Raw genomic sequence first — 22,301 nt, forward strand, 5'->3', positions numbered from 1 at the left:
GTATATATAAGAGCCTCTTCAAAAGGTTTATTTGAACTAATTAAATTTTGGAATGTATTAAATTGTTCTTCTGAGACTTCAATATAAGGGAGTGCCATTTTTTTAAATTCGTTAGGGGTAATTTCCAGCACCCCTCCACCATAATTTCTACCCTCTAATTCTAATAACAGCAATGTAAACGAATTATAAAAACTAAAAATCAGACTTTCAATATTATACCCTTTGTTCATTTTAATTCTATATCCCGTATCCGTGATATTTACATCCATTGTATTTTTTAAAAGCTTCGGAAAAAGGTGAATCCTTTTAAAAAAAATCCCTTCTGAAGACCAGATAGAAGGCACCTTATACCAATCATTCCTCTGTTTACATTTATAACCATCATCAACTTTTTCTTCTATACCTTTTTTTAAATAGGTTTTAACTTCCTTTGGTATATTCGTAGAATCTAGATTATTTAGATCCAATAAAAAACATGAGTTATTCGATTCGATTAATTTATTAAAGTCATTTTGGGTGAATGTAAGTGAATCTTTAATGAACGCACTTTTTTTAAGTATGGGTTTCACCCATGCTTTTAAATTGTATTGTTTAACTTCTTCATTATTCAATATAAAAAAGCTGTTATTACCTGTAACAATCCCTGCTGTACTTGTACAATAATAATTTATCGGATGGATATTATTACTTAGTCGATCTATTAAGTCTATCTCATCCTGTGTCATTAAATACCAAAGCCATTTATTTAAATATTTTTTTTGCTTTAATATATTTTGATCGATTATTTCTAATCTACCTTCTTTATTAGATACTAATTGATGCACAATCATATTATTTTTACTTCCTTTAATACCTAAAAAAACCACTACATCTTGTTCAATTCCTTCAAATATCTGACTATCAAAAGACATTATGTGAAATTCATTATACTTTTCAAATAAAAATTTCCGAATTGGTTCTGCATATTTAACTTGTAATATTTCTGCTGGTAAAATAAAGCAAATAACTCCGTCATCAGTTAATAGTTCTGTACATCCTACTACAAAAGGAATCCACAAGTTATAAATTGTATTAACATCTACATTTATTTTCCTTAATACTTCTTTAGATAATTCTCTTTGTTCATCTGTCATAAATTTTTTATGAATATACGGAGGATTACCAATAATAAAATTATATCTTTTTTTATGATTTTTATTAAAATCTAAAAAATCCATAGATTTAAAAGATGTTTTCACTTGATTTTGTGTAAAAACTTTTTTAAATTTTTTCGCCTTTTCTAATTCTAAATGGTTTTTCTCTACTGCACATACAAAGCTTTTATCTCTAGATAAAAAGCTTTGGTTATTTAATAATCCATTTAGAAAAATTCCATCTCCACAGCTAGGTTCTAATATATTAACTTTATCTTTATCAATATATTTTAAGGATTCTTCAATTAGAAAATCCGCCAAAATTCCAGGTGTATAATAAGAACCATTTATTTTTTTTTCTTTTTCTTCCATTTATACTGTTTCCATTTCAAAATGTTCTTCTAAGTAAGTCAAAAGATCTTTAAACATCGATAATTCTGGTTCAATATCTCTCTCATTTATTACTTTCTTACTTAAAGTTATCAATTCTTCTATTTTCCAAACAATTTGGTGCTTTTTTAAATATAATTTTAATTCTTTATATATATATTCAGAGGTCTTAGAATCACCATTTTTATGTATGGCTCCTGAATTATCTCTATAAAATAAAGAATCATATTGTTCATCACATGGATTAACAAAACCTTCTTCATTTAGAATAGGTTTATCGGGATGCCCTGACGGCCATTTATCGCTTTTACTTCTATTACATGAAGGACATGCATATACGAGATTTGTATAATCATTTAAAAGCCTTACATGTGTAGGGAATTTATCTATAATAAATTGTGGGACAAAATGATCAATGTGATAATCTTTTTTTACTATTCCATATGGAGAATCACAATATCCACATCTCCCACGGAAGTCTTCTTTTAAAATCTTCCTATATTTTTTATAAGTACTGTCTTGTTCATATTCAACAATTCTTTTTTTAGGTGTTGCATCTCTAAATTTCACCTTTAACTTTTTATCAAAATCAATACTCATTATCATCACTCTTTACAATAATATTACTGAACATATCCAAAATCTCCTGGAGTTTTTCGTCATTATTTTTAAGTGCCAATGGAGTATGATATCTTCCAGATATACTCTTTTCAACTAAATGATCAAGTTCTAACAGCTTGTCCCTTTCTTCATTGCTCAAATTTTGTTTTTCCCTTAATTCTAGAATCTCATTTTCTGCAGCCCTCAATCGTTCTTTATAATGTTTAATTTGATGAATAATTTTCCTATTGATATGGTTTACCACATTACCTTTTTCATCTCCTATATAATCTTCTTTCCTATAAACTTTATTTACATCAGTAAAATTTTTAGATTCTGCGTCAAGATCATAAGAAGTCATAAGAAATACTGGGAAGAAATAAATAATATTCTCAATTTCCAACGCTATATCTGTACCTTCATAATTTATATCTGTATTTGTAGATTTTAGCTTATGATCTATCACTAATGCGTCAAACTTTTTTTCGTACACTAAATCAACTAAAGCTTCCAAGGTTAATTGACCAAAATCGATGGGTATTATATCCAGCATTTGCTTAAATTCATTTACCCTGCCTAGTCTTTCTTTTATCATAGCTTGCATCATCAAATCATCTTCAATAAGACCCAATTTATACATGCACTGTTCGAACTCCTTCACCTTTTTTTAATGGAAATCTAAAATGAAGTGTAAAACCTTCAATACTATCCAATACTTCTACAATTCCATTGTACTCTTGTACAGTAGTTTTAACTATCCATAAACCTAAGCCTGTTCCATCTTCTGTTCTAGTTGAAAAAAACGGCTCAAATATTTCATTTTTATCCTTTATGAGCGGCGATAGCCCTGGTCCAGAATCAGTAAACGTTAACTCTAAATATTCTCTTTCTTCATCTGTAATCTTAGTAGCTTTTAAATCTATTTTGATCACTCTGTCGCCATTATGCTCTTTTGATTGAAATGCAATAAATGAATTAATTATTAAGTTATTAATAATGCTTTCTATATCAATCACCAGGGCACTCCACTCAATTATTGTGCCATCTATTTTATTTAACTCTATACTTATATTCTTTTCAGTTAATGAAGGTCTCCAAGTATCTATAATTTTATCTATCACTTCATATATGTTTAATTTCTTTCTCCGTCTTTTATCTTTTGAAACAATGTTAAGAGCAACATCTAACCATCCTTTTAAAACTTTATCCTTTTCTATCATTAAATCTATAAATACACAGGCATTATTTAGCTGCACTTGATCTAATGACTCATAGTTACTTAGCATAGACTTTAAATGTTGGTTACGAGTAACTAAGGGAGAACTTATAGTTTTTATTTCATGAGAAAGAGATGTAAGCGCTATTCCCGTACCAGCTAAGGCTTTTATCAATTTCAATTGTAGTTCTTTTTCTTCTACAACTTCATCATAAGTCAGTACAGTTTTAGCTAGAATCAAATTCTCTTGTTCTAGCTTATCTAATCTTACAGATTGTTGTTCCGTACTTTCCTTTTTATTCACAACTCTTTGCTTCTTTTTCACTGCTTTTTGAGCTATTTTTTTTCCTTCATTCTTTATTTGTTCCCGTTCGGTTTTCTCATCATGAATTCCCTTAATAGCTCTCATTATTTTTTGGCGGTCTTTTTCAAATAATATAATCATTTCAATAATAATCTCTTGGAAAATTTCGAATAATTCTGTCTCTTGGATCCCTTCCCGGCTCGATTTATCTTCAAAAACTCCATGTTCTCTAGATATAAAAATACTTCCGGAAATTTGATTTGGTCTTATTCTCCAAGCTCCATCTTTATTACCTATACCAGCTGGACTTTTCTGTACTCGCTCAGATAATTTCAACCAATCAAAAGAAGCAGATTTAGGATCTCCATATGGCCTAACTCTAAAGTTATCCCTAAAAATCTTTATTCCTCCATACCTCGTTAACCAATCCCTGCGTTTAGCAGAGTTAAACTTTTTATATTTAAACAAATCTTCTTGAGTTGCTGCAAAATCCCTTTTTAAATAATAAAAGATAAAACTAAAATTTTTTAATTGAGATAAATCATAATCTTTAAATTTAGGTACAATTTCTTTTAAGTCATATATTTTTTCAAAGCTTTTTTTAACGAAAGTATCTTTATCATATGGAAATTGTTTAAATTTCTCTAACAAAAATAAATCATTATCCAGTTGATCTAGATCTAACTCATCCCTGTTTATTCTAACTTTCACTTTTTGACTATCATCTACAACTATTTCTACTTTATAGTCAAAATCTTCACAAGAGGAGGCTTGGACTGAGCCATATTTCTTTTTACTGTTGGACACAAAAAGGAAAATATCAAAATCTCCCTCTTCTTTTGGAGGAATTAAAGAATCTAATCCAGCGAATACATTCTTAATGTTTTTTTCATTCCAAATATCTCTAAGCCCATTAATTTTAAAGTATGTACCCTTTCTAAATTTCTCAAAATTTAAACCTTCCAATTGTATATCATCATAATCAGAAAGATCTAAGTTATTAAAAAAGTTTCTATTAAGAGAGTTAAAATAATCTTCTTTATTAATTTCAGTTATATCCGCATAAACCTCACCAATTACTGTATCTTCACTCTCAAATTCTTCCCAATTGACGTTCCACTTATATCCACTAAAGTCATTTTCCTTTAATGTTCTCATTTCACATGAACTACCTAATCTATCTAATGCAAATCTACCTATTCCTTTTGCACCAGTTTTTATTCTTCCTTTATCACTAATATAATTAAGTGACTTATTATCAGTACCTATAGTCATCCATGCATTTTTTATATTATTTAAATCCATACCAGAACCATCATCTACAATAAATATTGTATTTTGTCCGATAAAAAAGTCTAATAAATCATTGTTATTTTTATAACTTTGATTCAATAGATATTTATCCATCTCTTTAATATAAGCTACGTGTATTTGGTCATTAGTTATACATAATTCCTCGTATTGTTCTTTTGTTAATTCGTCAGGTATTTCAGTATACTTATTATCTATAAACAACAAACAAAAATTTGCGTCCGCATCATAAGAATTTTTTACTAACTCAATGATAGCCCCTTCAGCATTGCTCACATTTTCTCTTCCAATTAACCTAGCAGCACGAGCCGAAACTTTAAAAGGCAATTTCCCCATAATAAACACCTACTTTTTAACTAAATTATACCATCAAAAACACCATTTTTTTCATTTATCACGATTATTTTACACATATTTCAACCTATATACTCTTTTGAGTGAATATATCTCAATGACTGGATGATTCATATCTCCTCTAAACGCTATCCTTAATTATTTCAATGAATAATCATGTCGTGAAATATAATATATAAATTTATTTTTTTGTATACAAAAAGGACCTAAATAATTCATCTAAGTCCTCCCATATCGATATAAAGTTTTTAACTACACGATATAATGTTGAAGTTAACAAAAAGGTCACCATTTGAGCTCGGTTTGACTAGCTCATCCGGGAATACTACAATACTTCTTCACATTTACGAAACTGAATAACTTTATTTGTTTTCAAGGTAAACTGTTGTTATGTTGCTCAACTATATATCCTATAAATTCACTAACTTCTTTTTCTTGTTTCTGAATATGCGCAGCGGCTGCAACTTGAGCTACAGTGACTCTTTTATATTTATACTTAACCTCAAGTATATTATTCACTCTACGTTTTTGAAATTCACTAATAGATTCTTGGTTTGTTTCTATATAATCTGCTGTCAATGGATAAGTCTTCTCGTAATTATTTTCTTTTAAGCCTAACAATGTTAAAAGTTTGTGTCTGGACTTTCTAACTAAACCCATTTTCATGTCTTCATATTCTGGCCATTTTAGGATTAAATTCTTTGCTTTATGTAAAAAAAATGAATCTTCTTCAAATGAGTACTTTTTAATCTTAGAATTGGCACCCATTATTGATGGTGGAGAATTTTGATTAAACCAATCCTTGTCTAATTTCCAAAGCCATTCATAAACCTTCTTATTTACTTGCTTAAGTTTAGAACGTGAATAATTCGGATAAATCAAACGTATTTCCAACCATATTTTCCTATATTCATTTGTTTTTTCATTTCTCTGCCTAATCTTTTCAGCCCGTTTTATTTCATTATTTTTTATCGTACTATTCTTTATAATTCTAGTTATTGTATCTCTATTCATTTTTGTTCTGAGTGCAATCTCTTTAATTGTTAGCTTTTCGTTTAAAAAATCATTGATTTTTCTATCCCATACATGTCCTTTTTGAATTATTCTATTATTAAAATGCTTTAATTCTAAAGGTGATTTCTCTGGTTCTTTTAGACGATATCCAAATCCACAACCACAAATCATTTCTCCTGTAATTACCCTTTGAAAATTATTAAAATCAATATTCACCTTTTCGATTACGTTTTGTAAGTAGTGAGGGGCTAAGGGATTCATACAAATCCATGGACCCCTTCCAAATGGTTCGTATACATACTCTTCTTCGAAGAAGTTCCTTGCTGAATCACATAAAAATCGCATTAAAAGTAAATGCCGAATTGGGTGTAATCGAACAATAGATTTATTATGATCATTTAAACAATTTAGCCAAGTTGATTTTTCATCCTTATGAAAAGATGAGTTTAGCAATTCCAAAAACTTCTCAGGATAGAAATCTAACATTTGATTTATTAGTTTTTTTTGCCTTTGTCGCGCTGGATATGCAATGCCCTTTATCTCTAAAAGTGTTTTATATTTTTGAAATAAGAATTCATTGGAAAGTGAACCATAGTTCATTCGAGTAACATATTCAACATCCTTAGCTAAATTTATTAATGCTTCCATCACATCATCACAATAAATTTTCTCGGAACATTTTATATCCTTTCTTTCAGGTATAATAAATTCCAAGTCACGAAGATGGTGTTGATTGCTTAGTTGATTTAAAGCATTGCAGTGTTTTGTACAAACATATACACCCGGAATTTGATGGATTCTATTCCAATAACCTTCACCATACATTTCAAATTGTTCTTTTAAACAGTTTGAACAATAATATATGTACTCTTTAGATGTAACGTCTTCCTTTCGCCTTTCAGACATATCGAATAAATGCGAACTTTTCAAGCTTCTATTTATTGGTCTATTAAACCATTTCTCCTTCTTAAAAGGTTTTACAAAAGGTATTACTGTATGATTATCGATAAAATAATCTTTTGAATACATATTGGAAAATGGTTTCACTACAGATACAAAATAATCTAAGCCTAACGGTAGCTCTAAGTTAATTGCACGGTATTTCCCAGTAAGTTCTAATAAAGTTTGTGATTTTGAAATATTCATAGAATGATTATGATATCGCGCAAGTATACTGTAGTATAATTCATCTTTATAAGGTTTTGGAAAATGGCCAATCATATTATTTCTCCTATTTTGATTAATAATTAAATTTGTCTTGTTCCATTCACTTTTAAATTATTTATCTCATTATTCTTATACCTTATACACGAGTACTCCCCTTAATTCGAAAATTTGATTTATAAAATTGATTCACATACATTATTTTTGTTTTTCTAATAAAGAAGCTGTATATTTGTTCGCCCTCTCGTAATCAAACAGTACTTTTTCCACAAAAATATTAATTTCATCATCGCTTCTATCCTTGGACATACACCTAAAATCATCCATAAAATGTTCCATATCAATTAAAATAAATTGAATTGTATATCCATAATTTCTCATTTCCATTAAAGCTCTTTTATCTGACCAATCCAATAACTCTTTATTTTCATATGGATGTTTTACTGCATTTATTTTTAAAAATGTTTCTACAATAAAATTTTGTTCTTCCATTTTAGTCATTGTTTTAGGTATACTCTTAAAGAATTTTAAATAGCATTTTTCCAACATCAGTGAGTGTAAACTAATTAATTGAAAAAGCGGCTTTATTGCTTCCTCTAAAAATAGATAAGGTTGTGTAATTCCTTTAATCTCATCTAAGTATTCATTTAATGGCATATTATATGAATAATATTCCCTCATAAACTTTAGTGTTCCAAAATTTTTCTTTACATCGTCTTTAATAATTCCATATTTACCCAAACAAAAGTTAGAATTAAATGAATTGATTACTTTAGAATGAGAAATATTTAATAGATCATCAACCTTTTTTTCAGGTAATAAATATAAATTTCCTAACAAAGCATGAAAATAACAGTAATAAGTTAGATAATAGTAAGAAGAATAATATTTTTCTTCTAGCATTTTTTTAGATTCGATATAAAAAGAGGCTGATGTAAATAATTCTTTTAATGCTCTGCGTATCCTAATTTGCCATTCAATCACATCTATATCTTTTGATCCATTAAATAAATTACTGTATTTTTTCATATAATTAGAATAATATTTATCTACCTCTGTCTCATCATGAATATACTTATTTAAATCCTTAAAATTTGCAAATCGCCATCCATTATCAAATTTTTCAAACCCCATAATTATCACCCTCATCCCACTAACATATAAAAATTTAAATTATTTTCGCTATCATTATTCTATTTTTCTGCTAATAATTTCTAAAATTGAAACACCCTCAATATACTATTAGGAAGCTTATCACATTCACATTTTTGTAATAATTTTCATTTGGTTATTATACCTAATATTTAATTAATCGAATAGATACTTTTAATTTCACCATTATTTGTTTAATCTTATGGTGAGTGAAATGTTTTTGAATACGTGAATTAATCCCACTATAATTTATGGAGAGTGAACTTATGTATATAGCAAAAAAATATAAAGCCAATAGTGGTAGGTCAAATGCTAATCAAAAAGTATTTGTATTTTTAATGACTTCACCACAACAAGTTTTAAACAAAACTAATAATGAAATACTAGAAGCTCTACAAGAAAAGGAATTAGCGAATTCGTTAGGAATTTATTTTTATAGATTTAAAAACCTTAATACTTATAATGCATTCACTAAGATTGGAGAAGTATCTCGAATTGAAGGAATAGAGAAACGTTTTATTAGAGGATGGCATGGTACAACTTCTTATGGCGATACTTATTTATCCAAAAAAATACATAATGACGTTAATATGATTTCTACTGACAATCCTATGTATTTTGTATTCTATGAATTCGATTTATTAAACTCATTTCCCAAAATTGATGAACAGATTGCTTTTAAAAAACACTTAGACTCCTTCAATACTTCTACTAGGAATTTCGAAAAGCCCCATGGAAATTATCAACTTGGAATAAATCTAGTATGGCATGACACAGCTTTTGATGAAGTTCTAAATCTGAATTTTCCAGATGGTACCCCTTATCCATTTTAATAAATTTCATCAAACATTTTTCTAACGCCTATCCAAAAGCAATTAAAGATAAAGGAATTACATTGGGCTAGTCTTGTAAAGGCAAGCCCAATGTAATTCCTCAATTAAAACGTTTCTTTCCTTGCTAGAGTCTGTAGCGTTCTACCTAGATGATATTTATCGCGCAACAAATACGTGTGTAATAAATATTGTCGAAGAATACACTTATTAATACAATATCGGGGTTAAAACGAAAATAAACAACTGGTCGCCGGTTCAATACCGAAAATTGCCTGTACTAAGGAGGTTCATTCTGTCTCAAAAATACTACTCAGTGTCTTATAATACGCAGCTCTTCCTGGTATAGTTTATACCGAATTGGGTGTTTAGAATTTTTAATCTGCTTATTTATTTCTAACTCTAACTCTGGATAAAACCTTTTTTTGATTCCTGCTTTAAGCATTATTTTCCAAACTTCAATTTCTTCATTCTTTAATTGTTTTATTGACCAAGTAATACGCCTCTTTTGAAAATCTGTTATGTTTTCTTTAACGTTCTCGATGTATTCCTTCATATTCGGCAATTTATTCAATTTTTTCTCTAATAGTGCTTTTTGATTAATATTCTTACCTATACTACTTACTGTTATTCTAACAGGCTTTTCCCTAGAACTTAAATCTCCCACTACTTTTTTAACTTCATCAAGTATTTGAAGATCTCTCTTCAACCAATCCACCCTTTTATTAATAACAACATTAGCTTTAGCAGATGGCGGATTCTTTTTTAACCATTCCTTATCATTCCTATAAATGCGCATGTAAAGTGAAGGGTTCATTTTTCTAAGTTCTGTTTTTGATAATGTAGGATATTGTTTAATTAAATCTAACCATAGTTGTTTCGGAACACATTTAATATTATTTTCCTTGTTAATTGGCTTACTTTTTCTTTGTCTTGAATACTTAATGATTGTGTTCGTATCAACTTTTAAAATTCTTGAACAGGCCCTATAACTTAACTTATCATTTTCGATTAACAGATCTAGTTTATTTAACCATTCATCTCCAAATCTTCTAATGCGCCCCATTTTCATTGTATCTTCTGGTGTTTTATCCGGGCCCCTACGTGAGTAAACAAAGCCACATGTGCAAGTGAAGGTACCTACCGGCCTTTTAGTATCACTGCAACGTGTTACCTTTAAATTTGTAATTACAGGTTTTAGATAGTGATTAGCTGCAGGATTTAAACATAAATATGGTCCTTCACCAAATGGTCTATAAAATTTATTTGCATATTTATTAATTGTGTCCACTGATTCACCTAAAAAATGAATGAACAGTAAATGCCGTATTGGATGGAAAGACTTCCGATGTTTTCTCGTTATTGCTCTTAACCAGCAGTTTCCATCTACCCCACTCGGCTTTGATTGCATCAATTTTAAAAAATTAATATTAAATTTCTTAATAAAATCTTCTTCTAATCGCCTTTGATCAATAGTACCATTTGTTTTTACGTACCCTTCACGTTGCAAGAGAAAGTGATAAATTTCTATTAAATTCAACTGATCAAATTCATAATTTTTATTAGTTAATTTATAACTTTCAATAGCAAACATTTGTAGTAATTCTAAATCTATTTTTGAAGTATCGCATTTATTTTTATTCGTTAAACAGTTTTCGATGTTTGGATAAAAAAATGATGAATTCCCTTGCCTTACTAAGATTGAACTATCTTCAAGCAAGACAGAATGCTTTAAGCAAATAAACACACTTGGCAATTGGTGATATGTCCGCCAATATGTTTCCCCGTACATTTGAATATCTTCCTCTAAACAATTAGGACAATAACGAAAATAGACTGGTTCTTTTACTATCCCAGCCATTTGACCTGTTGAATAATGCAAGGAATTATTACCACCGCTGTGTAACATATTATCTCGAACTTTCTGTTTAATTTCTTTTGAAATAAAATTTGTATAGTAGTTATATAATGTATGATGATCTATCCAATCATTAATACTTGAAATAGAAAAATGCTTTACTTTGTTAAATAATATTTCTAAATCAGTAGTTAAATCAGAAATTATATATGCCTTCCTTTTTTCAAACAAATCTAAAGCTGATTCTTTATTATTTAAATTTCCTGAGCATTTATGATATCTAGCTAGAGCACTATATAATAGTTCATCTTTATATAATGATGGAAAAAAAGCTATCATTTTGTTACACACCCTTACATTATAAAGTCTTCCAAAGGATTTTTTATATATCCTTCTTCACATAATGCCTCATAAGCAGAGCGTTTATTCTTTTTTCCTTTATTAATTATTGATTTTAATTTACTATCAACTGCTCCATTTTTTATATTTCTTCTGTTTTCTTTAATTTCTTCAATGTATTGAAGTGATGCAGCCATTAACTGTTGAATAGTTAATTCTGGGGATTTTTTCAATACATATTTAGCAGCATTTTCAGCAACGTTTTCATTAATATCTAGATTGATTAAGGATATAATTAATTTTTCCAATTTAGATAAATCTTTATTTAATCTATTCTGTGAAATTTCTTCTTTCTTTGCTCTAATGTGCTCTTTAAGATCCATTACTGGAAGTCTATTTTGAATATATTCTTCTATATTTATTGGAACAATATCCTCATATTTAGCAATCTCACGTGGATCCCCAGATTTTAGAGCTTTCAACATAGGCTGTAGTATCTGTAAATCCCTTTTAGCTACTTTTTGTATAAGTTGTGAGGTTATTTTTTCAAGTCCAGAATCTATCGCCCTGACTTGCGCAAGTAAATACAATTTTACCGCAACATCGACAATGCCCTGGCTCTCTTCATGTATAGTGTTAAATAATTCACTTGTCAGTTCTGTACGTTCCTTCGTCCATTGATAATCCCACATGCTTGTAATTAAGACTTCCCAATCATCATCTTGTTTCATTTGTTGCCAAATCATATCCCCTTGTCCACTACTTCTTCGTGCCTGTCTAAAATCTTTTTGCAACAAAACCTTAGCTTTCATTGTTCCAATAAACATCACTGGTACACCGATTTCATTAACTAAAGTTACAAAGAAATTCATCATTATCTCTGACGCAACTCCTGATGCTGATAATAAATGTTGAATTTCATCAATAATTAGAGCTCCAATAAAGTGTATACGTGCGACTTGGCCCATCCTAGTTACCATAGAACTAATTGAGTTTGTCCTTTTTCCATATTTCTCAAAATAATTCGTACCTATTAGCACATCAATTTTTTGAAAAAAATCCATACATAGGGTTTTTAGCGATCCATCATGAGGACAATTCAACTTTAACCACACTATTTGAATGCTATTAATAGGTTCTTGATGTAAAATTACTTGAGGATACAGTGATAATATCCTTTCTATGGCAGAGGTTTTCCCTATCCCCGAGAAGCCCATCAAGGTAAAACTAGATGCTGAAGAACGTATGTCTGGTGGCAGACCTAGCCCTTCTTTATTAATCAATCTACTATGCAATTCATTAAGTACCTGCACGTGTTTCTTTTGCAGAGGATTCCTACTGACATATCCATACCTAATAAATCCTGAAAAACGTTGTTCCAAATTTAAAGTTTGATTAATCGGTTGATAAAAGCGAGATAAACGTAGCAATGAATGATATCTGTGATGATTTGATACATTTCTTTCATTTTCATGATATAAAGGTAAAAAGCTAAGCTGTTCAAATGCTTCTTCTTTAGAGAGAATTGGGGGTAACGCTTCGATAAGTGGATTCCCACTATACTCTATATTTTCTTGCTCAAGGTACTCGGCCTTTTGCACCTTTATACCGTTCTCTAATTCAATTGTTTTTCCACTGTTCATTCCCTTTTCAATCCTCTCCGTTTATTAAATAACTCCTTAATTAAAGAGGTTTCTGAGGTTTCTGCATCAAGCTCACTAGGTTTGAAATCTATAATATTTTCATTATTATTCTTTTGTGGTATACCTAATTGAAAGGACTCCTGCTCTCTTTGTAAAACTTTTTCGACTTTTCTATTCTCCCTAATGCTTTTAGTCTTTTGTGTTTTAGTAATATCCTTACTTTGAGTTTGATTAGCAATTTGTACAGACTCCTTAACAATCGCTTCAATATTACTGAAAAGATTAACCTCTTCTTGAAGTATTGCATGTTCATTTTTTTTGTAATCATCTCGTTCAGTCCTAATTAATTGTTCGATTTCATCAATAACTTTCCCTTGGTATCTCTCTTGGTGTTCTAAAAGTGAACACATCTCAAAAAGAGATTCCGCTTTAGTATGAAGATAAATGTTATCCATATTTCTAGGATCATATGATATATCAACTTTCCAACTTTTGTTCATTCTAGCGTTAACAAACCACGATTCTTTTATTGCCATTTCACAACTATATAGCATTCCTTTAAATTTTATACCCTTAGAAGTTACAGTAGCTTTATCCTTCGGCATTAAATAGAACCTAACAGTATTAGAATCTGTCTTCCTTAACTTTCCTGCTCTATTATTAATTCCCCATTTCCAAAGTTCGATTGGGGTAGGTTTAACATTGTCTTCGATCATTCCTGTATCTCTTGCATAGTTTTTCATATAATAATTCTTGTTATAATATAAAACGAAATTAATAATAATTTTTGTATATTGTTCAAGTGTTAACTTGGCTTGCAATCGATAGTCTGTAGCTCCTCTTTCTCCAAAATCTGTTTGTATATAACCCGGTAAGAAAGGCTTTATCTTTTCTTGGGTGGTGTCAAATAACTTTTCAACAATACCTTTCCAATCAGGTCTAAATGAAGGAGTGTTTTCAATAGAAATATTTAATCCATTTATTAAACTGTTAACATTATATCCCTCTAACTCACCTCTATCTCCTATAATAATTTCTGGTAAATGAGCTGACGGCCACCATTCATTCGAAATATTTATCCCATAACTACTACAGAATTCTTTTTTGTCTGATGCAGCATTAGCAATGGCCATCATCATTCCCGCCCATGATGGTCCTTCAAAACCAATATACATTCCTGTTATTAAGTGTGAATATACATCTATAACAAAATAGATAATGGGTCTACCTACTATCCAATCTGAGTTATAGCTTGAAATTAAATATATATTAGCCACAGTAGCATCAATCTGATATCGTGAACCAGGTCCAAGTGTTTCATATGTTGATGAACCCAATATAGCTCTATTGTTTCGCTCAAAACTTTTTATACCATCACGTTTTTTGATAACTTGTTCGACATTAAATTCTTTTTCATACCAATATTTAAATTGAGCCATAGTAGGGATAATATTCTCATCTAATATTGCAATGTATTTTATCCCGTTCTCATATCTAACTTCTCCTGCATAAAATTCTTTAATCATCATCTTATAGGCAAATGTTAATGTATTCCTCTTGTCTGTTAGGTAGTATTTTTTTATAGCCTTTCGAAAAATTTCTTTCGTTTCTCCCGTAACATTAATACCTATTGTATCTCCTAACCTCGGACGCCCTCTCTTTTTCTCACCACTTCTTCTCTGTTTACCTTTCGCTCCTGAATTCCTATAATTAGGAATAAGACAATTAGTTGTCTTTCCACCTTGCCAATATCGCCTTAAATATTTATATAATGTTGCTCTTGCAAACTGCTTCTCACTCTCTAATTTCCGTACTTCTTTTCCTCTTAACTCACTTATGTAAATTGATGGTTCATCTTGTACTAAATCTTTAATCAAGTCCCAAGCATTATCTCTAATTTCCCTCTCTTTATTAGTTAGATCATTAATTCTTTGTTGATTACCATTTTGTGTTTCTAGCTTAACGTATATACCTTCTAATAATCCTTGAGATAATTCTTTAATCTTCATTAACCTAGGTAATGCTTTTGAGGATTCTACATCTATAACATAGGAGATGGTACTGGTTTCATCCATCCATAACAAGCGATAAATCTTATTATTTGTTAAATCCTCTATCAGCTCATTAACCGCTAATGTAATCAATTTTATTTCCTCCACTACCCTTTATAGTTATTTCACCTATTTTTAACTTTCGAATGTCCAACTTCTCCATCATATTAAAGACAATCATCTTTCTTGCAATTAAGTATTTAACATACGTAAGTGCAGTCCCTACCTCTAAATTGTATTCCTCATCAAAATTATTGCACAACTGAATTATCTTTGTATTCTGTCTATTTTTAGTAGTATTAAGCGCCTTTAAAAATTCCAACGCTAATAATTCATCTTCTTTTGAATTCAAGAAATAAAATTTATGTATCCATTGAATGTTTTTAACAAGTCCCGTTGGTAATTCTTTTTCCGTAATAATCCCCCAATCAATACCTTTCTTCTCCCAATATTCTCGTTCAATTTCAAATTTCTCAATTATCCTAGGTTCTTCTAAATCTTTACTTGGCTTAACTGTTCGAGCTAAATAAACTCTACTCTTATTTTTTATTAAGGTGATTAAAAAATCTGTCGTCATCGGAATAATTGTATTACTTATATTATCAATAGGATGAGAAATGCCTTTTTCCTCTGCAATTTGAAAAGTTAGCTCCCTATCTATTGGAAATTGTTCTCTAATATCTATTACGTCATCTGACCAATCTAATAAAAAGAAATAACTTCTCTCTAAATTAGAAAAGAATTCATGCTTCCTTGTAGTCTTCCAGCCATTTATTCGTGTTACATTCCCATTCGAAGGAAAGTCTTGTACATTTAACCACGGAATATACTCGCTTAATTCCCCTTGACCTCTACCTTCCTTTAAATAACGTCCGATTTTTTCTTCCGTCCATCTACTCTTTCTTTTTGCCATATTTCATTTAACCCCCTTTTTGCGAAAATAAAAAATCGTATTTAAGGTAATAATTACCTTAAATACGATTATAAACAAATATCATCAATAATATACAACTTTATTATTCAGTTCAGAACTTTATTATCCAGTTTAAGTCTTTATTATCTAGATTAGTACTTTATTATTCGAAAACACACAAGTGATCTCTATCTCAACAATTACTCAACAGTTACCGATTTAGCCAAGTTACGTGGTTTATCCACATCACAGCGGCGGTGTAGTGCTGCGTAATAGCTAATTAATTGTAATGGCACTACAGAAACAAGAGGTGTTAGTAATTCATGAACTTGAGGGATTACTAAACGGTCACCGTCTTCGTCTACGCCAGCCATGGCAATAATGCATGGGTATGCTCCACGTGCAGCTACCTCTTTGACGTTACCACGGATGTTTAATCCTACTGCTTCTTGTGTAACAAGGGCAAACACCGGTGTACCTTCTTCGATTAAGGCAATTGTTCCGTGTTTTAGCTCGCCACCTGCGAAGCCTTCTGCTTGGATATAAGAGATTTCTTTTAGCTTCAAGGCACCCTCAAGGCTTACATAGAAATCTATGTTACGGCCGATGAAGAATGCGTTGCGTGCGATTTTTAAGTAGTCCTCAGCAATATCCTCTAAAACATCTTTTGAATCGATAATTGTTTGAATACCGTTTGCTGCAATCGCAAGTTCTTGTTTTAAATCGTATTCTAAGCCCTTGCCATTAGCTTTCGCTGTTACATATGCTGTTAGAGCAAGTACAGCTACTTGCGCTACATACGCTTTTGTAGAAGCTACTGCAATTTCTGGGCCTGCATGTAATAAAAGTGTATGGTCTGCCTCACGTGATAGAGTAGAGCCAGGTACGTTTGTAATAGTTAATGTTGGATAACCAAGCTCTTTAATTTTCACAAGTACTTGACGGCTATCTGCTGTTTCACCTGATTGTGTAATAAAGATAAACAATGGTTTTTCTGAAAGTAATGGCATATTGTAGCCGAATTCACTTGAAATATGAACTTCCACTGGGATACCAGCCATTTTTTCGAAATATTGCTTACCGATTAGACCTGCATGATAGCTTGTGCCGGCTGCAATAATATATAGACGGTCTGCTGCTCGTAATGCTTCTAAAATATTAGCGTCAATTGTTAATTCGCCATTCTCACCTTCGTACGCTTGAATGATTTTACGAATAACTGTTGGCTGCTCATCCATTTCTTTTAGCATATAGTGAGGGTACGTACCTTTTTCAATATCGCTCATATCGAGCTCTGCTGTATATGGTGCACGCTCTACTAATGTACCGTCTAACTTTGTAATTTCAACGCTAGCTTTGTGTACGATTACGACCTCTTTATCGTGTAGCTCCACATATTGATCTGTTACCTGTAGCATCGCCATTGCATCTGAAGCAACAACATTAAAGCCTTCACCAACACCTACTAAAAGTGGAGATTTGTTTTTCGCAACGAAAATTGTATCTGCCGCTTCTGCATCTAAAAGAGCCAATGCGTAAGAGCCGTGTAATAAAGATAAAGTTTTACGGAACGCTTCAGCCGTGCTTAAACCTTCTTTTACAAATAGCTCTACTAATTGCACGATGACCTCTGTGTCTGTATCAGATTTCATCGAAATACCTTTTAAATAAGTTTTTTGTAATAAATGATAGTTTTCAATAACTCCGTTGTGTACTAGCGTAAAACGTCCTGATTCACTTTGGTGAGGGTGTGCATTCAAACGGTTTGGTACACCATGAGTTGCCCAACGTGTATGACCAATACCAACTCTTGCAGCAACGTCCTCGTCCACTGCGTCACGTAAATCTGCAATACGTCCCTTTTCTTTGAAGACTGTTACACCCTCTTCATTACGTACTGCAATACCCGCTGAGTCATAGCCACGATACTCTAGTTTCTCTAAGCCTTTTAATAAGATTTCCTTTGCATCTGCTTCACCAATATATCCTACAATTCCACACATAAATTTCTTTTCCTCCGATATTGTCAATTTGTCGCAATGACAAATTAGACCTCAAGCTATCGAATTTTTTTATGAATGTAAAAGCCATGCTTATTTATCAATTATACCCCGGCATAATTCCCGGACATCCGCCGGATGCTTTAACTTCTTTTAGTGGATGTTTGGACACCTGCTGAAAGAAGTTAAATAAAATAAGCAAACTAATACATGCACATTGTTAACACTCATTCAGCCATCTGAATAGTAAACATTCGATACATGAGGTTTCTCTATTTATCTATTGCTTTAACTATACCTTTTTCATTTTCTGTACATTCAATCGCTTAAATGCTTTCAAAATGAAAAGTGACAATCGGGTATGTCGATCGGGAGGCATCCGCCGAATTTTCGATAAACCTCCACCTCGTCTGCTGAAGATCGTTTCGTCCAATTTCTTCAGCTCAGGCGCTATAATTGTTTTCCGATTTTGCGCTTTCTTCCCTCCTTATGCGCTCTTGTTAAATGATAAGGTCGGACCTCATATTCAACTTCTCCATCATACTCAATCATATGCTGTACGTCAAATTTTCGTTATAAAAAACACCTATTTATCCTACTTTTCAGTGACAAAAAGTAGACAAACAATCTGCTATAAAGCATTATCTTGAGATTCTTAATCAATTGTGCCTCGGCATAATTGCCGCTGTCGCGCAGAAAACATTTGCCGCTGTCGCTTTGCTTTCGCTACCAAAACACTTGTAACAGCCGTTTCACTTACGTTACATAAAACATTTTGAAAGAAGTTAAAATTATGATGATTTTTTCAGCAACAAGTATTTTCGGTTATGGATTTGTTTTGAACAGAGCCGAAAATAAATTGCGCCAAAAATAAAATTCATCTGAACGAAAATCCCATTTTTCAATCGCTTGACAAAGCCGCTACTTAGCAATACTATATACAGTACTTAGCAACACTTAGTACAGGTAATGCTAAGCCTGGGGGTGAGATCGTGGATAATCTGAGTGAAATGCTCAAAGGAGTTTTAGAAGGTATTGTATTAGAAATCATTAGCCGTGGTGAAATATATGGTTATGAAATTGTTAAATATCTCACGCAGATGGGATTCGAAGGCATAGCTGAAGGAACTGTGTATGCGTTACTTATGCGATTGGAAAGAAATCGTCTTGTCAATATTGTCAAAAAGCCATCTGAAATGGGTCCACCAAGGAAATTTTATACGCTTAATGAACAAGGACGAGAAAAATTGATGTCCTTCTGGGCTAAATGGGATTTTTTAAGTAGTCGTATTGAAATTTTAAGAAATAATGGAGGGAACAAACATGAGCTTTAGTCGTGAAATTCAGGAGAGAATTAATCGTTTTGCAAAAGAACAATCCCAGAATTATTTGCAGGACGCTGAGATGACTTATATAGAAAAGCTGCGCAAGAAAAGTGGGCAAACTAAACGGAAAATTGACAATCAATTGTCGAAGTTTAAAGGGCGTTCCGATCAGGGACGAGAAGCGCAAGATGACATGATACTCTATATGAGCGATTATATGAATGATTTAATGTCACAAGGCTTAACGGAGCAGGAAGCTTTTAATAAGGCTAGCGAGGAATTGCAATTCGCCAGTAACTCTGAGCAATCTGAGGATTTAAATGAACGCTTCCAGCAGTATTACGAAAATCGTGATCCCGCAGATTATGAGGCAATCGGGTTATTTTATGGTGGCTTCCTGTTTTTAGGTTTAGGTATCGGCGGATTAAGCGGTTTTTTATCCGGCGGTGGATATGAAGCTTTTGTTGATAGAGGCTGGATCGACACGGCAATCGGCGCTGGTGTTGGGATTATCATTGGTATCGGACTTGGACAAATTACCAATGCTATTATAGCGTTAAAAAAGAAGTAGGGCTATTGGATTGAGTTTATAGATAAAAGGCACAGGCGAACTTACTTGTGCCTTTTAAGCTTAGCCTTCGTTACTCTCCAATAATTTCACAATTTCTCGATTAAATGCTGGTAAATCCTCCGGTGTGCGACTTGTTACTAATTGTTTTTGGCAAACAAAAACTTCCTCGTCATGGAATATCGCACCTGCATTTTCTAAATCTACTCGGATTGATTTGTAGCCAGTTGTGTCACGACCAGTTAATGTTTTTGCCGTAATGAGTAATTGAGGTCCATGACAAATAGCAAAGGTTGGTTTCATCTCATCCATAAATTCTTTGACAAATGCCACAATACGATCATCTACGCGTAGTATATCGGGAGAAAAACCGCCTGGGATGAATAATGCGTCGAAATCAGAGGCATTTACCTCATCGATATCTTTATCGATTTTTACTTTCTCTCCATGCTTACCTTCTACCTCAATGCCTGCCGTCGTATCAATTGTTATTAATTCATGACCTGCCGCTTCTAATGCTCCTTTAGGACTTGTATATTCAGCATCCTCAAACATATTGGTAATCACTGTAGCAATTTTAGCCATTGCAATACAACACTCCTTGTTATTGTGACTCTGTACTACTGTTCCCATTCTCTTCGAAAGCATTCATTTTTTCATTGCTAGAGCTTTCAATAATTAAAGCCAACGTTTAATTTGTACGGAACAAAAAATAAAAACTCGACCTCCTATCAAAGGAAATCGAGTTCATATACTATTTATTCAGTTAAGCCCATTTCAGAACGGACAACATCTGCTATACGCCCTACATAACGCTCGCAGTCTTCTTCTGTAGCCGCTTCCACCATTACTCGTACAAGTGGCTCAGTACCTGAAGGACGCACTAATACGCGACCGTTACCAGCCATGTCTGCTTCTACCTCAGCAATCACTGCAGCAACTTTTGCATTTTCTGTCACAGCATGCTTGTCTGTTACACGTACGTTGACTAAACGCTGCGGGAAAATTTTCATTTCAGAAGCAAGCTCTGATAGTTTTTTACCTGTAGCTTTCATAATGTTAACAAGCTGAATACCTGTTAATAAGCCATCACCAGTTGTGTTAAAGTCTAGGAAAACAATATGACCAGATTGCTCGCCGCCAAGATTATAATCATTAGCACGCATTTCTTCCACAACGTAACGATCACCTACAGCAGTTTGTACACTATGCATATCGTTATCTTCAACAGCTTTGTAGAAGCCCATGTTACTCATAACCGTCGAAACGATTGTTTGCTTTTTCAAGCGACCAACTGTATTTAAATACTTACCAATGATGAACATAATTTGATCACCATCAACAATTTTACCGTTTTCATCTACAGCGATTAAACGGTCACCATCGCCATCGAATGCTAAACCAACATCAGCACCCTTTTCTGTGACAAATTTAGCTAATCCTTCTGGATGTGTTGAACCGACACCGTCATTAATATTTAAGCCTGTTGGTGAGGCACCCATCGTTGAGATATCCGCTTCTAAATCTGCAAATAGGTGTGTAGCTAGTGAAGACGTAGCGCCATGTGCACAATCTAATGCTACGTGGATGCCCTCAAATTCTTCAGCCACTGTTTGTTTTAAGTATTGAATATATTTTTGTCCACCCTCGAAGTAGTCGCTTACAGAACCTAAATCTGCCCCGATTGGGCGTGGCAAAGTATCTTCTTGAGCATCTAATATTGCTTCGATTTCAGCTTCTTGCGCATCTGTTAGCTTAAAGCCATCAGGGCCGAAAAATTTAATACCATTGTCAGCTACTGGGTTATGTGAAGCTGAAATCATAACGCCTGCATTTGCGCTCATCATTCGAGTAAGATAAGCCACACCTGGTGTCGAAATAACACCAAGACGCATTACCTCTACGCCGATTGATAAAAGACCAGCTACAAGTGCACCTTCAAGCATTTCACCTGAAATACGTGTGTCACGACCGATTAATACCTTTGGACGGTCAGTTGCATCCTTCGTTAAAACGTAACCACCTACGCGGCCAAGTTTAAATGCAAACTCCGGTGTTAATTCACTATTCGCGACGCCACGGACGCCATCTGTTCCAAAATATTTACCCATTTTGATTATTCTCTCCTTCAATGCA

16 protein-coding genes are annotated in these 22,301 nt (G+C 32.3%); 3 read left to right on the forward strand and 13 right to left on the reverse strand.

The features are described 5' to 3' along the window. From ACMZ42_RS24975 to ACMZ42_RS25000, 6 genes are all read right to left on the reverse strand, one after another. Positions 1-1,505 (reverse strand): Eco57I restriction-modification methylase domain-containing protein (locus tag ACMZ42_RS24975; protein ID WP_415733143.1); only part of this gene is annotated, 1,505 nt, incomplete at its 3' end. Continuing rightward, positions 1,506-2,123, reverse strand: coding sequence for an HNH endonuclease (locus ACMZ42_RS24980; RefSeq protein WP_415733144.1), 618 nt, complete (start codon positions 2,121-2,123; stop codon positions 1,506-1,508). Beyond that, positions 2,113-2,763, reverse strand: a complete 651-nt coding sequence (locus tag ACMZ42_RS24985; RefSeq protein ID WP_415733145.1) for a hypothetical protein — start codon at positions 2,761-2,763, stop codon at positions 2,113-2,115. Before ACMZ42_RS24985 ends, ACMZ42_RS24980 begins: the two co-directional genes overlap by 11 nt. Further along, positions 2,756-5,290 carry an ATP-binding protein gene (locus ACMZ42_RS24990; protein WP_415733146.1) on the reverse strand — a complete coding sequence of 845 codons (2,535 nt, stop codon included), beginning with the start codon at positions 5,288-5,290 and terminating at the stop codon, positions 2,756-2,758. Before ACMZ42_RS24990 ends, ACMZ42_RS24985 begins: the two co-directional genes overlap by 8 nt. A 390-nt stretch (positions 5,291-5,680) precedes the next feature. Further along, positions 5,681-7,543 carry a TnsD family Tn7-like transposition protein gene (locus ACMZ42_RS24995; protein ID WP_415733147.1) on the reverse strand — a complete coding sequence of 621 codons (1,863 nt, stop codon included), beginning with the start codon at positions 7,541-7,543 and terminating at the stop codon, positions 5,681-5,683. A 141-nt stretch (positions 7,544-7,684) separates the two neighbouring features. Beyond that, entirely contained in the window at positions 7,685-8,620 is a 936-nt protein-coding gene (locus ACMZ42_RS25000; protein ID WP_415733148.1) for a hypothetical protein, read from the reverse strand. Positions 8,621-8,904: 284 nt separating this feature from the next. Here ACMZ42_RS25000 and ACMZ42_RS25005 point away from each other — a divergent pair, with 284 nt between their 5' ends. Beyond that, the gene (locus tag ACMZ42_RS25005) at positions 8,905-9,471 is read left to right on the forward strand and encodes a hypothetical protein (protein WP_415733149.1); all 567 of its coding nucleotides are present in this window, start codon (positions 8,905-8,907) and stop codon (positions 9,469-9,471) included. Positions 9,472-9,781: 310 nt separating this feature from the next. Here the strand turns inward: ACMZ42_RS25005 and ACMZ42_RS25010 are convergent, their stop codons facing one another. The 5 genes from ACMZ42_RS25010 to glmS form a co-directional block, all read right to left on the reverse strand. Further along, the gene (locus ACMZ42_RS25010) at positions 9,782-11,665 is read right to left on the reverse strand and encodes a TnsD family transposase (protein WP_415733150.1); all 1,884 of its coding nucleotides are present in this window, start codon (positions 11,663-11,665) and stop codon (positions 9,782-9,784) included. 14 nt (positions 11,666-11,679) lie between these two features. Further along, complete coding sequence (locus tag ACMZ42_RS25015) at positions 11,680-13,308, reverse strand: ATP-binding protein (RefSeq protein WP_415733151.1); 1,629 nt, start codon at positions 13,306-13,308, stop codon at positions 11,680-11,682. Continuing rightward, complete coding sequence (locus tag ACMZ42_RS25020) at positions 13,305-15,452, reverse strand: Mu transposase C-terminal domain-containing protein (RefSeq protein ID WP_415733152.1); 2,148 nt, start codon at positions 15,450-15,452, stop codon at positions 13,305-13,307. The genes ACMZ42_RS25015 and ACMZ42_RS25020 overlap by 4 nt, the downstream gene beginning before the upstream one ends. Next, complete coding sequence (locus ACMZ42_RS25025) at positions 15,433-16,272, reverse strand: TnsA endonuclease N-terminal domain-containing protein (RefSeq protein ID WP_415733153.1); 840 nt, start codon at positions 16,270-16,272, stop codon at positions 15,433-15,435. Before ACMZ42_RS25025 ends, ACMZ42_RS25020 begins: the two co-directional genes overlap by 20 nt. 200 nt (positions 16,273-16,472) lie before the next feature. Beyond that, positions 16,473-18,275 carry a glutamine--fructose-6-phosphate transaminase (isomerizing) gene (gene glmS, locus ACMZ42_RS25030; protein WP_415733154.1) on the reverse strand — a complete coding sequence of 601 codons (1,803 nt, stop codon included), beginning with the start codon at positions 18,273-18,275 and terminating at the stop codon, positions 16,473-16,475. A 989-nt stretch (positions 18,276-19,264) separates the two neighbouring features. On the opposite strand from glmS, the gene ACMZ42_RS25035 reads away from it, so the two are divergent. Together ACMZ42_RS25035 and ACMZ42_RS25040 are read left to right on the forward strand one after the other, a co-directional pair. Then, entirely contained in the window at positions 19,265-19,606 is a 342-nt protein-coding gene (locus ACMZ42_RS25035; protein WP_387084696.1) for a PadR family transcriptional regulator, read from the forward strand. Then, positions 19,596-20,168: a hypothetical protein gene (locus tag ACMZ42_RS25040; protein WP_370077343.1), complete on the forward strand. Its 573-nt coding sequence runs from the start codon at positions 19,596-19,598 to the stop codon at positions 20,166-20,168. Before ACMZ42_RS25035 ends, ACMZ42_RS25040 begins: the two co-directional genes overlap by 11 nt. A 60-nt stretch (positions 20,169-20,228) precedes the next feature. On the opposite strand, the gene ACMZ42_RS25045 is transcribed toward ACMZ42_RS25040, so the two are convergent. Together ACMZ42_RS25045 and glmM are read right to left on the reverse strand one after the other, a co-directional pair. Further along, positions 20,229-20,750, reverse strand: coding sequence for a type 1 glutamine amidotransferase domain-containing protein (locus ACMZ42_RS25045; protein ID WP_370077344.1), 522 nt, complete (start codon positions 20,748-20,750; stop codon positions 20,229-20,231). A 173-nt stretch (positions 20,751-20,923) separates the two neighbouring features. Continuing rightward, positions 20,924-22,276: a phosphoglucosamine mutase gene (gene glmM, locus ACMZ42_RS25050; RefSeq protein WP_370077345.1), complete on the reverse strand. Its 1,353-nt coding sequence runs from the start codon at positions 22,274-22,276 to the stop codon at positions 20,924-20,926. Positions 22,277-22,301 lie beyond the last annotated feature (25 nt).

It is taken from the genome of Lysinibacillus sp. NPDC056185 (genome assembly GCF_047737915.1).
Lineage (GTDB): Bacteria > Bacillota > Bacilli > Bacillales_A > Planococcaceae > Lysinibacillus.